This is a genomic window from Nocardia sp. NPDC051833, from assembly GCF_040681225.1.
Lineage (GTDB): Bacteria > Actinomycetota > Actinomycetes > Mycobacteriales > Mycobacteriaceae > Nocardia.
Genome location: NZ_JBFAYK010000001.1, coordinates 2,488,399 through 2,503,232, shown reverse-complemented (window position 1 = coordinate 2,503,232; position 14,834 = coordinate 2,488,399). Strand labels below are relative to the sequence as shown.

The following is a 14,834-nucleotide window of genomic DNA, read 5'->3' as shown; positions in this document are numbered from 1 at the left end:
CGGAGGGACCTTTCTGTGTCACACGGACAGGGGGCCCTTCAGACGAGCCCCCTGTTCGCGACGATGACTAGACGTTGACGCCGTAGTCGCGGGCGATACCGGCCAGGCCGGAGGCGTAGCCCTGTCCGATGGCGCGGAACTTCCATTCGGCGCCGTTGCGGTACAGCTCGCCGAAGACCATAGCGGTCTCGGTGGAGGCGTCCTCGGACAGGTCGTAGCGGGCGAGCTCGTTGCCGTTGGCCCGGTCGACGACGCGGATGTAGGCGTTGCGCACCTGGCCGAACGACTGCGAGCGGGTCTCCGCGTCGTAGATCGAGACGGGGAAGAAGATGCTCTCGATGGTCGGCGGGGTGTTGGCCAGGTCGACGTTGATGACCTCGTCGTCGCCCTCGCCCTCACCGGTGGTGTTGTCGCCGGCGTGCTCGATGGCACCCTCGGGGGACTTCAGGTTGTTGAAGAACACGAAGTGCTTGTCGGAGACGACCTTCTTGTCGGCGCCGGTCGCGATCGCGCTGGCGTCGAGGTCGAAGTCGGTGCCGGTGGTGGTGCGCACGTCCCAGCCGAGGCCGACCGCGACCGCGGTCAGGTTCGGGGCCTCTTTGGTCAGCGAGACATTGCCGCCCTTGGACAGACTGACACCCATGCGGGAATCCCTTCGGTTAGTCCGGTGTGTCGTTTCCCAGCATGTCCGAATCGCCGGGTACGGCTACGACAGTAATAGGTTTCGCGGATCTTGCGTAGGAACGAGCTGGAGCCCTGGTGAACGCGGGGAATCTCCTACCATCGGGGCAGTGCGTGGGCGGGTCGCCGCGCGGTTCGGAAAGGGGATGTGCCGGTGACACCTCGCAGACGCGGCTGGTTCAGATCGGGGGCGGACCATGAGTGGATCAGTGGGGCGCGCGCCGCGGCGTCGGCCGCCTTCCTCGACATGGATCGACGGCAGACGGCGGCGGAGGCGGGTGTGGTGGCCAGCGATCAGGTCTTCCCGGACCGCCGGGTCGGCGCGCTCTGGGACCCGGTGCGCGCGCGGTGCTACGCCGCGGCGGGCGCGTACCTGAGCTTCACCGACGAACTCGACGCCGCCGAGGCCGCCGGGACGCCGGTCGCCGACGGCCCGGCCAGGGCCGACGCGCTGGTCCGCCAGCTCAACGAGGCCGCGCGCGGGGTCGACGAGTTCTATCACGCCCGCAGCGCGGAGCTGGCCGAGGCGGCCCGGGTGCGCTCGGCGGTGCCTCAGCTGCTGGCGCAGGTGCGCGGTGAGGCCGAGCGCGCGCTCGCGTCGGCGGCGTCGTCCGGCTACGCGTCGTACCCCTCGATCGAGGCCGGTGTAAGGCGACTGAATGAGGCTCTGATCACAGCGTCCACGACCGATCCGCTGGCGGCGGTGGCGGCCGCGCGCACGGTCGCGGCGGACGTGCAGCAGGCGACGGCGGAGCTGTCGGATGCGTTGGCGCAAGCCCCTTCTCGCGCGTCGGCCGCGGCGAACGCGATCGCCTCGGTGACGACCAGGCTGGCCGCCGTCCGCAACCGGGCAGACGCGCTCGGCCCGGCCTACTCGGCCCTGCTGCGGGAGTTCAACGCTGCGAGTTCGGCGGACTTGACCAACAATGAGCGGGAAAGCCGGCGCGGCATCGACGCCGCGGACACGGCGCTGGTGGGCGCGCGTGTCGCGGCTGCCGATCACGACCCGGAGACCGCCCTTGAATTGACCGCCACCGCGCGCCAGCATCTCGCCGAGGCCGAGCAGTTGGTCGACGCCGTCACCCGGCGCCTCGAACTGTTGCGCGAGGTGCGTGCCGACCCCGATGCGCACGCCCGCACCGTACGATTCCGGCTGCGGGACGCGCAGATGCTCGCGGTCGACCGTGGACTGGTCGGCGAGTGGGGCTCGGTCCTCGACGCGCAGGCCGAACGTCTCGACCGCATCATTTCCGGACTGACGGGTCGTCATCCAGACTATTGGGCGTACGTGTCCGAACTGGATACCGTCGCGGCGTTCATCGCCGGCGTGGTCGACCGCATGAGAAAAACCGCACGAACCGACAGCACGTAGGAACACAGACATGAGATGGCCCGGAAAATGAGGTGGGGGGAATGACCGCGGGGTACGCCGTCGCGCCGGAGATTTGCCTGCGTAAGCAGGTTCCGCTGCGCCACTTCCGGCAGTTGTGCGGGCCCAGGTCCCGCGAACTCTTCCTGGTCGAACCGGAGCCGATCGTCGGCACCGACGACCGGGAATTACTGGCGACCGCGCTCGGCGCGACGCTGTATGTGCCCGCCACCCGCCCCGATCTGGCCGCCACGATCAGCAGACGGGCGGCGCGCGGCGTCTGCTCGATGGTGATCGACCTCGAGGACGCCGTCGCCGACCACCAGGTGGAGGCCGCCAAGCAGCACGCGGTGGCGACGCTGGATCTGCTCGCGCGCAGCGAGGAACCGAACCCGATGCTGTTCGTCCGGGTGCGTGATCCGCAGACCGTCACCGAGCTGGTCGGCGCGCTCGGGCCGGGCGCCGAGGTGCTCACCGGGTTCGTCTTCCCCAAGTTCGACGCCGTCACCGGGCCCGCCTACCTGGCCGCCCTCGACGACGCCCGGCGCACACTGGACCGCCCGATCTACGGCATGCCGGTGCTCGAATCGGCGAACCTGGTGCATCGCCAGACCCGCGACGAGCAGCTCTCGCGGATCGCCGAGCTGCTCGCCGAACACCGTGACCAGCTGCTCGCGGTGCGCATCGGCGCCACCGACATGTGCTCGACCTTCGGCATCCGCCGCGACCGCGATCTCACGATCTACGACGTGCGCGTGGTCGCCGACGTGATCGCCGACATCGTGAACTACCTGGGCCGCGCCGACGGCACCGGTTTCATCATCACCGGACCGGTGTGGGAGTACTTCGCCGATCACGAGCGGATGTTCCGGCCGCTGCTGCGGACCGCGCCGTTCGAGGAGTCCGACGCGGTGCCGTTCCGGCAGTACCTGGTCAGCCGCGATCTCGACGGCCTGCTGCGCGAGATCACCCTGGACCGCGCCAACGGCATCCAGGGCAAGACGGTGATCCACCCGTCGCACGTGGCGGCGGTGCACGCGCTGTCGGTGGTGACGCACGAGGAGTACGCCGACGCGCTGCACATCATGGAGGCCGACGTCGGCGGCGTCGCGGCCTCGGAGTACCGCAACAAGATGAACGAGATGCGCCCGCACCGCAGTTGGGCCCGCCAGACCCTGGTCCGGGCTCGCGCGTTCGGGGTCGCGAACAAGGGAGTGTCCTTCGTGGATTTGCTGACAGCGATGATCGCCGAATGAGCACGTTCGGCCTCGATCTCGAAACACCGTGGGCGACCGCGAATCTGGGCATCGAACTGCGGCACGGCGAGTCGTTCGCCGCGTCGGCGGCCGAGGACGCGCTGCCGGGCGAGCTCTCGATCGCCGCGCTGGTCCAGCCGGGCCTGCGCCGCAATCCGCGCCGGGCGCACCTGCTGGTGTCGACCGTGCTCGGCAAGCATCTGCCCACCGACCCGCGCGTGGTGATCGGCGCGGGCAACCGGCTCGGTGACCTCGTGCGCGCGGTGCTCGGCGACCGCGAACCCGTCGTGCTCGGCTTCGCCGAGACCGCGACGGGTCTCGGCCACTGCGTGGCGGCGCGGATCGGCGCGGGCTGCTACCTGCACTCCACCCGCCGCGAGGTCGAGCGGGCGACCACGCTGACCGGGTTCGAGGAGGGGCATTCGCACGCCACCTCGCACCTGCTCCAGCCCGCGCCCGCCGACATCTTCGTCAACGACCTGCCGCTGGTGCTGGTCGACGACGAGATCTCCACCGGCGACACCGCCATCGACGCGGTGCGCGCCCTGCACGCGTTCGCGCCGCGCTCGCACTACGTGCTCGCCTCGCTGGTCGACATGCGCACCGCCGACGACCGCGTCAAGTTCGAGGCGTTCGCCGCCGAACTCGGCGCCCGCATCGACACCGTGTGCCTGGCGGCGGGCCGCACCGAACTGCCCGACAGCCTGATCGAGACCGTCACCGCGCTGCCGGAACCGGAGCTCAATCCGCGCGCTGCCCAGCGTGGTTCGTCGGGCCGGATCGAATTGTCCTGGCCCGCCGATGTTCCCGAAGGTGGGCGGCACGGCATCCTGAACTCCGATGTCGCCGCGTTCGACGTCGCGCTGAAGGCCGCCACCGGGCAGGTGCTGGCGCGCCTCGACGCCGAGTTCGCCGGTCGCCCGGTGATCGTGCTCGGCCACGAGGAGCTCATGTACCTGCCGCTGCGGCTGGCCGCCGAGCTGGCGGAGGGCGGCGTCCCCACCCGTTTCCAAACCACAACGCGCTCACCGGCCTACGTGCTCGACGAGCCCGGTTACCCGCTGCGTCGCGGCTTCCGGTTCCACGCGCCCGAGCCGGACGCGACCGCACAGCGCTACCTGTACAACGCGCAGTGGCGAGACAGCGACGCGGCGCCGGTGCTGCTGGTCGTCATCGATCCGCCCGCCGACACCGAGCAACTCGTCGCCCCCGACGGCTTGGTCGACGTGCTCACCGCGTCGGGCGCGGACGTGCTGATCGCGGTGCTTCCCGGCGCGGACCCGCGAACGCTGCACACGGTCAGGGCGTCATCCGCGGAGGACGGTAGCGCTGGTTCGGCGGTCGGCGCGCTGACGCCGACCGCCACCACGGGCGCGCCGAGTGCGCGCCCGGACGCGGTGAACCCAGCTGCCGTGGCAGTGGGCGCGGGTGCGATCGAGGGCGCCGCCGGATCAGAGCAGGATGCGCTCCCCGTACCGCTGCACGGCCCCGACTTCGGCTCCTACGCCGCCGACGAGGTGTCGTGGCTGATCAAGGATCTCTCCGGCGCCGACCTGGAAGCCGATGTCGCCGAGCGCGAACGGCGGATCCAGGCGGGTGTCGCCCACTACGCGGAATCGCTGCCCGTCGAATACCAGCCCGACGCCGAGTACCGGGAGCTGTTCGACCGGGTGCTGGCCGAGAGTGCGGAGCGGCTGGCGCTCGCGGTGGCGACGGTGGCCGAGCTGGTCGTCGCCGAGCGCGGCGAGGACATCGTGCTGGTGTCGCTGGCCAGGGCGGGTACGCCGGTCGGTGTGCTCATGCGGCGGTGGCTGGCCAGTGGCGTCGGCAGGCCGAGCCTGACCGTGCCGCACTACGCGGTGTCGATCGTGCGTGATCGCGGCATCGACGCGGTGGCGCTGGATTACCTGGCCCGGCACCATGATCCGGCCTCGATCGTGTTCGTCGACGGCTGGACCGGCAAGGGCGCCATCACCAAGGAGCTCACCGAGGCGCTCGACGCCTATCACGCCGCCGGCGGCGCCCGGTTCGACGACGAGCTGGTCGTGCTCGCCGATCCGGGCAACTCGGTGCGCACCTACGGCACCCGCGACGATTTCCTGATCGCCTCCGCGTGCCTGAATTCCACGGTGTCCGGCCTGGTCTCGCGCACCGTTCTCAACGACACCCTGATCGGCCCCGGCGAGTTCCACGGCGCGAAGTTCTATCGCGAACTCGCCGACGTCGATGTCTCGAACCAGCTGCTCGACGCGGTGACGGCCGCCTTCGGCGCCGTGCGCGATCAGGTGCCCGCCGCGGTCGCCGCGATCCAGGCCTCCGACCGCACCCCCGACTGGTCGGGCTGGGCATCGGTGGAGCGGGTACGGGCCGAATATGGTGTCGCGACAGTGAATTTCGTGAAGCCGGGGGTCGGCGAGACGACCCGCGTGCTGCTGCGCCGGGTACCGTGGCGGGTGCTGGTTCGCGAAGCGGATGCTCCCGAGCACGCCCACATCCGCCTGCTCGCGGCCGCGCGCAATGTCCCGGTGGAGGTGGTCCCCGACCTGGCCTACAGCTGCATGGGCCTGATCAAGGAGCTGGATCAGTGACCTCCGACGCGTTGTTCGCCACCGACCTCGATCGCACGATGATCTACTCGCGCAACGGGTTCGGCGGCGCCGACGCGGTGGCGAAGCTGTGTGTGGAGTACTACGAGGGCGAACCGCTGTCGTACATGACCACCACCGCCGTGACCCTGCTGTCCGAACTGGCCGCCCGCGCCCCGGTGATCCCGACGACGACCCGCACGATCGAGCAGTTCCAGCGGATCGACCTGCCGGGCGCGCCGTGGCGCTACGCCATCACCAGCAACGGCGGCAACATCCTGGTCGACGGCCTGCCCGACCCGACCTGGCGCGCCGGGATCGACGACAAGGTGCGCGCGTCCGGTGCCACCCTCGCCGAGATCGGCGCCGAATGGCGTTCCCGCATCGACGATTCCTGGGTCACCAAGTACCGGGAGGCCGACGGGCTGTTCTGCTACCTGGTGGTTCGTCCCGAGGCGGTGCCCACCGGCTTCCTCGCCGAATGGGACGCCTGGTGCCGCGCGCGCGGCTGGTCGGCCTCGCAGCAGGGCCGCAAGATCTACACGATGCCGGACGCGGTCTGCAAGAGTCTGGCCGTCGCCGAGGTTCGTCGCAGGCTGACCGACGCCGGTGCGTTGAGCACGGGCGCGACGCTGTTCACCGCGGGCGACGGTGCGCTGGACGCGCCGATGCTGGCCGCGGCCGACGCCGCGATCCGGCCACGGCACGGCGAGCTGGAGGAGCTGGACTTCACGGCGTCGAACCTCACGGTGACCACGACCGCGGGAATTCTCGCCGGGGTGGAGATCCTGGAGTGGTTCCACGCCGCACTCGAACGCGCGGCGCTGGCCGCCGACCCGGTCTGAGACGCGAAAACCCGGGTGCCGCAGCGGCACCCGGGTCTCGTCGACGCTAGGACTCGGGGAACAGGCCCTTCGCCAGCACCGGCCAAGAGGTCTTGAGATCGTCCTGCCAGTAGCCCCACGAGTGGGTGCCGGTGTCGCGGTAGACGAAAGTGCCGGGGATGCCCAGCTGATCCAGCCGCGACTGCAGGTTGTGCGAGGACACGAAGATCGCGCCCTCGATCAGCGCGCCGAGCGCGACCGTCTTGGGGGTGTCGGCGGGCTTCTCCATCCGGAACGGACCGCCCGGCTGATCGTGGATGCCGGGGATGCCGGTGCCGGTGGAGACGAAAAGATGAGTGCCGCGCAGCTTCTCGGCGTTCACCAGCGGGTCGTTGGCCACCCACAGCGGTCCGCCGACCGGGCCCCACATGTTCTCGGCGTCGCCGCCGCCGTACAGCTCGACGGTCAGTTTCACCGCCTGCTGGCCCGCGGGATCGCTGACCTGGGTGAGCCCGCTGTACACCGCGGCGCTGCGGAACAGGCCGGGCTTGGCGATCGCCAGGTTCAGCACCGGAATGCCCGACATCGACAGGCCCGCGATGGCGTTGACGCCGTTGGTGCCCAGAGCCGCGTCGATCAGCGGGGGCAGTTCCTCGGCGATGTAGGTCTGCCACTTGTTCACGCCGAGCACCGGATCGGGGTTGATCCAGTCGGTGTAGAACGTCCACGCGCCGCCGATGATCTGGACGACGTTGACGTCCTTGTCGGCCAGGAAGCTCAGCGCGTCGGTGCGCAGCTGCCAGGAGGCGCGGTCGACGCCGCCGCCCGCGCCGTTGAGCAGGTACAGCGCGGGCTTGGGGGCGGAGGTGTCGGCCGGGCGCTGGATGTCGACCGGGAAGGTCTTGTCCATCGCCGCGGAGTGCACGTACAGGCGCAGGTGCCGGGCGTCGGTGACCTCCATCTTCTCGATGAAGGAACCGTTGGGCGCGGTCACCGCGTCGATGTCGACGCCGGGTGCGGTGGCTGGCGCCGCCGTCGCCGGGATGCCGGTGATGATCGACGCGGTGACGGCGCACAGTGCCGCCGCCACGATCCGTCGGATGCTGCGACGCTGCACTGCGCCCACTCCTCTGATCGAGCTCGTGCCGACCCGTTCTCTCGGCGGTGCCCACCGTAGCGGCCGGGTGGGACCCGCCGTCAGGTTTTGGCGCGTTCTCGTTTCAGAATTGCGGGGGTGGACTCAGTAGTGCTGCTGCTGGCCCTGCAGCTGCTGGGCGATCACGCCCTGGATGCGCTGCAATCCGCCGACGGTGATGCCGCTCTGGAGCTGGCCCTCGATCGTCCGGACCAGGGCCTGGTCGCTCATCACCTTCTCCGACGACTGGATCAGCACGGTGCCGGCTCCGGTGAAGTCGAACTGGCGCTCCTCGCCCGAGTTCGCGCCCATCCTGGCCGCGCCCGCCGCCAGGAAGCTGCCGATCCAGCCCTGGTCGAAGTGGTGGCTGGGGGAGGGGCAGTCGGCCCAGCCGACCAGCGCCTCGGGGTCGACCCGCAGCGGCGGCTCGGCGAACATCACCGGGCCGTTGGAGGAGGCCAGGAACTTGCCGGTGCCGATCAGGGTGAGGAACCCGGGCACGATCGACTGCTTGAGTGCCAGACCCGGCTCGAAGGCGAGCAGGTTGGCGCCCCGGATGGTGAGGTTGCCGTCCTCGAGGTCGTAGGAATTGATGTCGTAGCCGCGGTCGCCGATGATCAGCTTGCCGTGGCCCTCGGCCACTACGTAGTCACCGGCGAACAGTGGCGCGGAGAACTGGCTGCTCACCATGTGCATCAGGTTGCCCTGCAGGCCGTGGGTGAGCATCTGGAACTGGATCTGACCGTAGTAGGCGATCATCGCGCCCTTGCGCATGAACCACGGGCCGGTCAGGTCGATGCAGTAGGCGTAGCTGTTGCCCGGAATGTTGTCGCTGGCACCGAGAGTCATCGGGGAATGGATCTGGCTCATCGGCTCACAACTTCTCTTCGGAGGCCTGCACGAATACGACACCCTGTCCGTGGCAATGCAATTGCATCGCCTCGCCCGCGCCACGGCCGACCGCGTCGCGCCAGCTCATCGCCGACTTCAGCTCGGTCTGCACATTGCCGTATGCCGCGACGAAGGCCTGCGGGTCGACGATCACCGGATTCGGCCCGCCCACTTGCAGTTCCAGGAACCCGCCGTGCGCGAGCAGCACCGCGGCGCCCTGGCCGCTGAGCTGGGTGGTGAACATGCCCTGACCGGTCACGACACCCGCCGCCGCGCCACGCAGCGCGCCCATCAGGCCGCCGCCACCGCCACCGCCGCCACCACCGGAACTGGCCACCGAGACCACCGAGGACTGCAGCCCCGCGGTGTTGGCCAGCAGGCGCGACGCCTCGACCCGCAGCACCGCGCCCTGCTGCATCTGCACCACGTGCACCTCGAGCCCGGCGAATCCGTAATGGACGGTGCCGTTTCCGCGCGCGAGCATGGTGCGCTCGTGCTCGCCCGCCATCATCGCGCCCGCCATCCGCATCAGGCCGCCGCCGCCCATGCCGGGACCGGCGCCGGGGATCTGGTGCGGCGCGAACGCGACCTGGCCCTGGTAGAACAGCATCGCGCCGGTCCGGGCGACGACGCCGCCCGCCTGGCCGACGTCGACCTTGACGACCTTGCCGTTGATCTTCTCGAACATCGCCGTTGCCTACCGTTCCGCCGGCTGGATCAGCACGACACCCTGGCCGTCCCACCGCAGTGAGAAGGCCTCGCCCGCGTCCTGGCCGACCATGGTGCGCCAGGAGACATCGGTGACGAAGGACTGGTTGAGGTTGCCGCGGGCCGCGACGAACGCGTCCGGGTCCACGATCAGCGGGTACTGCGGCGAGACCTCGAGATGGATGAGCGGGCCGCCCGCCGACAGCAGCGCCACCTGGCCCTGCCCGCTGACGGTGGTGGTGAACAGGCCGCTGCCCGCCGACATCCCGCCGACGCCGGCGAAGCGCACGTCGGTGCGCAGATTGCCCGCGAAGGCGAGCAACTGCTGCGACTCGACCTGCAGTGTGTCGTTGTTCAGGTCGACCACGGTGACGTTCTGGCCGTTCACCGCGAAGAAGACGCGGCCGTTGCCGGTGCATTCCATCAGCGACAGCTTCTCGCCGGTGGCGCGGCGCTTGAGGCCGGACAGCACGCCCTCGCCGCCGCCGAACCCGGCCGATTTGAACTGCACATTGCCTTCGTAGGCGACCATCGAGCCGGAGATCGCGCGGATACTGGTCCCCGCGAGGTGGGCCTCGATCACCTTCTTCGATTGTTCGAACAGCTGCGCCATGACGGCCCTGGGGTCCCCTCTGAACAGGCGGGTGGAATGCCCGATACGTACTGCGTGGACACCCTAACCGATCGATCGGGCACGCGCCGTGGCTGCGGAGCGCGGACGCTCGTCGCCGCTTTCTCGTAGAGTGGCAGACGACCGCACCGACAAGCGAAGGGTCGAACTTGTCTGCAACACTCGCCAAGGGCCAGAACGGTCCACTGGCCGTCAGTGACGTGGTGATCTCGCTCCAGCTCACGGCACCGGCCGATCTGTCCGCGCTGCTCGTGACCGAGCAGGGCAAGGTCCGCACGGATGCCGACTTCGTCTTCTACAACCAGCCGAGCGGGCCCGGTGTCGACCTGCGCCCCGGACCGGCGGGTCAGGCGGCCTCCCTTGCGGTTTCGCTGCCCGCGGTGCCCGCCGACATCGACCAGATCCGCGCGGTCATCACCCTCGACGACGCGAACAGCAACTTCGGCCGGTTCGCCCCGCCCACCGCGATCGTCTCCGACGCCGCCGGTAACCAGCTGTTCGAGTACCGGATCGACGGGCTCGCCGCCGAGTCGATCGTGATCGCGCTGGAGCTGTACCGCCGTCAAGGCAGCTGGAAGGTCCGTGCGGTCGGCCAGGGCTACGCCGGTGGCTTCGCCGCGCTGGTCACCGATCACGGTGTGCAGGTGGACGATTCGCCCGCGCCCGCCGCCGCGCCGCAGCAGGCCCCGCCGCCGCAGCAGGCTCCGCCGCCGCCCGCCTACCCGGCGCAGGCCGCGCCGAGCTACCCGCCGCAGCAGGCCCCCGCCTACGCGCCGCCCGGTGGTGGCTACCCGCCGCCGCCCGGTCCGGCGCAGCAGCCGCCCGGCGCGGGGTACCCGCCGCCGCCCGGTCCCGGCCCCGGCTACCCGCCGCCCGCGCAGGCCGCGCCGCCGCAGCAGCCGGCCGGTGAGGTCAGCCTGAGCAAGGATCGCCCGGTCAGCCTGCAGAAGGGGCAGCGCGTCACGCTCCGCAAGGAGGGCGGCGCCGCGCTCACCTTCGTCAAGATGGGCCTCGGCTGGGACCCGGTGCGCACCCGCGGCATGTTCGGCAACCGCACCGTCGACATCGACCTCGACGCCTCGGTCTGCCTGTTCGCCGACAACAACCTCGTCGACGTCGCCTACTACGGCCAGCTGTCGTCCAAGGACGGCTCGGTGCGCCACCAGGGTGACAACCTGACCGGTGAGGGCGAGGGCGACGACGAGATGATCCTGGTCGACCTCACCAGGATTCCCGCCCACATCTCCACGCTGCTGTTCATCGTCACCTCGTACAAGGGGCACACCTTCGAGCAGGTGCAGAACGCGTTCTGCCGCTTGATCGACGGCGCCAACAACGGCGAGCTCGCTCGCTACACCCTCGCGGGCGGCATGCCGTTCACGGCGATGGCGATGGCCAAGGTGTACCGGGTCGGCGCCGACTGGAAGATGCAAGCGCTGGGTGAGGGCTTCCAGGCCAAGCATCCCGGCGAGGCCGTGCCGCAGCTCGGCCGGTTCCTCGGCAAAGACTAAGGCCGTACGACACAGAGCAGGCATGACGACGTGATTCACCTGAAGGCGGGGCAGAACACCGCACTCTCCGCCGACACCGTGCGCTTCACCGCGCAGACCACCGGCACCGTCGAACTCGGCGCGCTGGTGGTGGACGAGAACCTGCGGGTGCGCGACGAGCACGATCACGTGTGCGCGTCGCGGCCATCGGCTCCCGGCGTCACCTTCACCGGTGGCGCGGTGGAACTCGCGCTGACGCAGGTCAGGTCGGACGCGAACGCCGTGCTGCTCTATGTCACGGCCGGGCACGTGCTCGGCGGCGTCACCGCGACGCTCACCGAGAACGGTTCGCCCACCGCCGAATTCGTGGTCGCGCCGACCGCGGGGGAGAGCGCGCTGATCTGCCTCGAGGTGTATCGGCGCGGTGGCGGCTGGAAGCTGCGCGCACTGGGTCAGGGGTACGACGGCGGGGCGGCGCAGCTGCTGCCCGCGCACGGCGTGCCCGCCCCGGTGACCCCGCGCGCGACCGCGCCGACCGAGACGGTGGAGCGGCCCGCCGCCCCCGCCTCGCCCGGGGTGCCGCTGGAGGTCGACCACGGCCTGCAGCGGATGTGGATGATCTTCGAGGACGCGGCCCGCTCGGCGGCCGCCCTGCTCTCCGCTCGCGACTACGCCGCGAACCGGCTGGATCAGGAACTGTCCGACGCGGTGTCGAACCCGGCCACCCGCAACACCCCGGCCGCCGACGCCGCGCGCACCGCCGCGCAGCGCCGTCACGACGAGCTGGTCGGGGTCGCCGACGGGAACCATCGGCGCGACAGCGACCAGCTCGGTCGCGAGATCGCCGAGGCCGACGCGGTGATGCCCGCCGCGCTGGCGTCCTGGCTGGCCCCGGCCTGGACCACGAAAGCCGTACGCAGCGACGGCATCCGGCTCGGCGAGCTGTACGCCCTCGATCGCGGCGCGCTGCGCGTGCCGTATTGCGTTCCGGTGCCGCTGAATCGGCCGCTGTGGGTCGACACCGAATCCAGCGCCGCCGCGTCCCGCGTGGTCGGCGCCCTGGTGGCCCGGCTCGTCGCGGCGCAGCCGGACAAGCCGACCCGGGTCGACCTGATCGACCTCACCGGCGGTCTGCGCGGCCTCGCCGCGCCGCTCGCGCCGCTGCTCGCCGGACCGGTGATCGGCGATCACGCCGACATCCCCGCGCGCCTCGGTGAACTCGCGCACGCGGCCGAGCTCGCCGAGATCGCTTACAACAGTGGCCAAGCCGTGCCGCCCGCCGAGCACCGGATTCTCGTCGCGGCCGACTTCCCGCACGGCTACCAGGCCGCCGACGTGGTGCGCCTCGGCCAGCTGATGGTGCGTGGCGACCTGATCGGGCTGTCGCTGGTGATCGTCGGCAGCGGTTCCGGCGACTTCGGGGACGGGCCGCTCACGCTGCTCTCGCAATCGTGCAGGCACCTGCCCACGGTGCCGGGTACCCCGCTGTTCGATCCGTGGACCGGCAACGCCTGGGAACTCGACCTGGACATGCTCCCGGCCGAACCCGAACTCCAGGCGCGTTACCTGCGGATGTAGCCGGTCACTCGACCATCGCGGCGGGCCGCGAGCTGGTGCACGCCTGCCGGGGGCGCAGGAACTCCGGCAGCCACGGCAGCAGCGGGTCGGGGGCACGGTCCAGCACGCCGCCCGCCGGATCGTCGACGAAGTCGCGGCGCACCAGGTCGTCCTGCGGGCGCAGGATCTCGTGCACGACCAGCGCGCACAGGCCGAGGACGGCGAGATCGCGCAGCACCACGGTGCCGGTGAACCACTGCTCGGGCAGGCCCTTGGCGTCCTCGCCGAGGTAGTAGTACATCCGGGGTACCCAGACGAGCGCGTCGATCGTCATCCAGGCCAGCAGGATTCGCCGATGCGGCAGCGCGAGCACGGCCAGCGGGACCAGCCACAGCGAGTACTGCGGGCTCCACACCTTGTTCGTCAGCAGGAAGGCGGCGACGACCAGGAAGCACAGCTGGGCCACGCGCGGCCGGCGGGCCGCCGTGAGCGCCAGATAGGCGATGCCCGCGCAGGCGAGCAGGAACAGCAGCAGCGAGACGCTGTTGAGCACCGTCGGCGGTTCGCCGTGCGCGAGCTCACCGTCGAACCCGCCCCAGCCGGTGAACGAGGTGATCACGTTGTAGATCGAGTCCGGGTCGGCGTGCCGGGTGGTGTTGAGCCGGAAGAACTCCCGCCAGCCGTCCGGGTACAGCACGGCGATCGGCAGGTTCACCGCGATCCAGGTCCCGGCCGCGGCGAGGATGGCCAGCACGGCCGCGCCGACCGGGCGCAGCGCGAACAGATGGGTCCTGGCCGGGGTCTCCCTGATCCAGGTGCGGGCGCTGTCGATGCCGTCGACGTCGCGCAGGCGCAGACCCGCGCGGGCGGCGGGCTGGCGCTGCATCGGGTCGGCGCGCAGGCACAGCACCAGGATCGGGCCGAGCAGGAGCAGCGGATACAGTTTCGCGGCGCCGCCGAGACCGAGCAGCACGCCGGCCAGGACCGGCTTGCGCCGCGCCCAGGCCAGCAGGCCGGTGGCCGCGAAAGCCGTTGCCAGCGCGTCGAAGTTGGTGAACGCGTGCACGATCACCAACGGCGACACCGCGATCAGCGCCGCGTCCCAGACCCGCCGCCCGGCTAGTCGCGACGACGCCCACACGGTGATCAGCCAGCCCACCGACAGCCCGAGCGCGACGACGTTGAAATACACCACCACCGACAGCGCGCCCGGCAGCGGCAGGTGGTCCCAGACATTGCCGAGCTGCATCGCCACGTACTGGTACAGGCCCGAAAGCACCGGATACTCCATGTATCTGGTCTCGGTGCCGCCGTCGGGGGTGGACTCGGTCCAGGACTTCTTGTACGGGAACGCGCCCTCGTTGAGCCGTTCGGCGCCGTAGAGCGGCACCGTGTCCGAGTAGCACATGGCCACGTACTGGCGGCCGTTGTTCCAGTCGAGCATCAGCCCGCCCGCGCCGTCGGAGGTCTGCTGGATGCAGCCCGCCTTCGCCGTCCAGCCGAGGGCGAGGAACACCACGGTGAAGGCGAACATCACCCGCAGCGGCGTCCAGAACCGCACCCGGCCGATCAGCGCGTGATCGCCGACCGGGCCGCCGATCACAGTCGACAGCTGCGCGGTCAGCGAATCGTTGCGGCTGGGCCGGTCTCGGGCATCGATCGAGCGCAGGTCGGGGGCCAGCTGGGCGGGCGCGACGTACTGCACCT

General features: G+C 70.6%; 12 protein-coding genes. 6 read left to right on the top strand and 6 right to left on the bottom strand.

Annotation, left to right across the window (positions count from 1 at the left end; genetic code table 11):
• Positions 1 to 67 precede the first annotated feature (67 nt).
• Positions 68 to 643 carry a TerD family protein gene (locus AB0L91_RS11320; protein ID WP_355275138.1) on the bottom strand — a complete coding sequence of 192 codons (576 nt, stop codon included), beginning with the start codon at positions 641 to 643 and terminating at the stop codon, positions 68 to 70.
• 192 nt (positions 644 to 835) lie between these two features.
• Between AB0L91_RS11320 and AB0L91_RS11315 the strand changes: the two genes are divergently transcribed.
• Genes AB0L91_RS11315 through AB0L91_RS11300 form a run of 4 tightly spaced genes read left to right on the top strand, consistent with a single transcriptional unit; the run spans position 836 to position 6,736 of the window.
• The gene (locus AB0L91_RS11315) at positions 836 to 2,053 is read left to right on the top strand and encodes a hypothetical protein (RefSeq protein ID WP_365009145.1); all 1,218 of its coding nucleotides are present in this window, start codon (positions 836 to 838) and stop codon (positions 2,051 to 2,053) included.
• A 41-nt stretch (positions 2,054 to 2,094) separates the two neighbouring features.
• Complete coding sequence (locus AB0L91_RS11310) at positions 2,095 to 3,306, top strand: HpcH/HpaI aldolase/citrate lyase family protein (RefSeq protein WP_355275134.1); 1,212 nt, start codon at positions 2,095 to 2,097, stop codon at positions 3,304 to 3,306.
• A complete protein-coding gene (locus tag AB0L91_RS11305; protein WP_365009141.1) occupies positions 3,303 to 5,894 on the top strand; it encodes a phosphoribosyltransferase in 2,592 nt (863 codons plus the stop codon). Before AB0L91_RS11310 ends, AB0L91_RS11305 begins: the two co-directional genes overlap by 4 nt.
• A gap of 38 nt (positions 5,895 to 5,932) precedes the next feature.
• Positions 5,933 to 6,736 (top strand): HAD family hydrolase, encoded by an 804-nt coding sequence (locus tag AB0L91_RS11300; RefSeq protein ID WP_365011262.1) that lies wholly within the window; start codon positions 5,933 to 5,935, stop codon positions 6,734 to 6,736.
• A gap of 46 nt (positions 6,737 to 6,782) precedes the next feature.
• On the opposite strand, the gene AB0L91_RS11295 is transcribed toward AB0L91_RS11300, so the two are convergent.
• From AB0L91_RS11295 to AB0L91_RS11280, 4 genes are all read right to left on the bottom strand, one after another.
• Positions 6,783 to 7,832: an alpha/beta hydrolase family protein gene (locus tag AB0L91_RS11295; RefSeq protein WP_365009139.1), complete on the bottom strand. Its 1,050-nt coding sequence runs from the start codon at positions 7,830 to 7,832 to the stop codon at positions 6,783 to 6,785.
• Positions 7,833 to 7,955: 123 nt separating this feature from the next.
• Entirely contained in the window at positions 7,956 to 8,720 is a 765-nt protein-coding gene (locus tag AB0L91_RS11290) for an AIM24 family protein (RefSeq protein ID WP_218718410.1), read from the bottom strand.
• Positions 8,721 to 8,724: 4 nt separating this feature from the next.
• Positions 8,725 to 9,429 (bottom strand): AIM24 family protein, encoded by a 705-nt coding sequence (locus tag AB0L91_RS11285; RefSeq protein WP_357342010.1) that lies wholly within the window; start codon positions 9,427 to 9,429, stop codon positions 8,725 to 8,727.
• A 9-nt stretch (positions 9,430 to 9,438) separates the two neighbouring features.
• On the bottom strand, positions 9,439 to 10,062 hold the full coding sequence (locus AB0L91_RS11280) for an AIM24 family protein (protein ID WP_355275125.1): 624 nt from the start codon (positions 10,060 to 10,062) through the stop codon (positions 9,439 to 9,441).
• A gap of 167 nt (positions 10,063 to 10,229) precedes the next feature.
• Here AB0L91_RS11280 and AB0L91_RS11275 point away from each other — a divergent pair, with 167 nt between their 5' ends.
• Together AB0L91_RS11275 and AB0L91_RS11270 are read left to right on the top strand one after the other, a co-directional pair.
• Complete coding sequence (locus AB0L91_RS11275; RefSeq protein ID WP_365009134.1) at positions 10,230 to 11,591, top strand: TerD family protein; 1,362 nt, start codon at positions 10,230 to 10,232, stop codon at positions 11,589 to 11,591.
• A 30-nt stretch (positions 11,592 to 11,621) separates the two neighbouring features.
• Complete coding sequence (locus tag AB0L91_RS11270) at positions 11,622 to 13,148, top strand: TerD family protein (protein WP_365009131.1); 1,527 nt, start codon at positions 11,622 to 11,624, stop codon at positions 13,146 to 13,148.
• A 4-nt stretch (positions 13,149 to 13,152) separates the two neighbouring features.
• Here the strand turns inward: AB0L91_RS11270 and AB0L91_RS11265 are convergent, their stop codons facing one another.
• Positions 13,153 to 14,832 carry a glycosyltransferase 87 family protein gene (locus tag AB0L91_RS11265; RefSeq protein ID WP_365011260.1) on the bottom strand — a complete coding sequence of 560 codons (1,680 nt, stop codon included), beginning with the start codon at positions 14,830 to 14,832 and terminating at the stop codon, positions 13,153 to 13,155.
• Positions 14,833 to 14,834: the final 2 nt, after the last annotated feature.

Bases quoted from the DNA above. Each gene is read 5' to 3' on its own strand.
- AB0L91_RS11300 (WP_365011262.1), top strand. From the start codon at position 5,933: ATGATCTACTCGCGCAACGGGTTCGGCGGCGCCGACGCGGTGGCGAAG.
- AB0L91_RS11285 (WP_357342010.1), bottom strand. From the start codon at position 9,429: ATGTTCGAGAAGATCAACGGCAAGGTCGTCAAGGTCGACGTCGGCCAG.
- AB0L91_RS11305 (WP_365009141.1), top strand. From the start codon at position 3,303: ATGAGCACGTTCGGCCTCGATCTCGAAACACCGTGGGCGACCGCGAAT.
- AB0L91_RS11310 (WP_355275134.1), top strand. From the start codon at position 2,095: ATGACCGCGGGGTACGCCGTCGCGCCGGAGATTTGCCTGCGTAAGCAG.
- AB0L91_RS11280 (WP_355275125.1), bottom strand. From the start codon at position 10,062: ATGGCGCAGCTGTTCGAACAATCGAAGAAGGTGATCGAGGCCCACCTC.
- AB0L91_RS11290 (WP_218718410.1), bottom strand. From the start codon at position 8,720: ATGAGCCAGATCCATTCCCCGATGACTCTCGGTGCCAGCGACAACATT.
- AB0L91_RS11320 (WP_355275138.1), bottom strand. From the start codon at position 643: ATGGGTGTCAGTCTGTCCAAGGGCGGCAATGTCTCGCTGACCAAAGAG.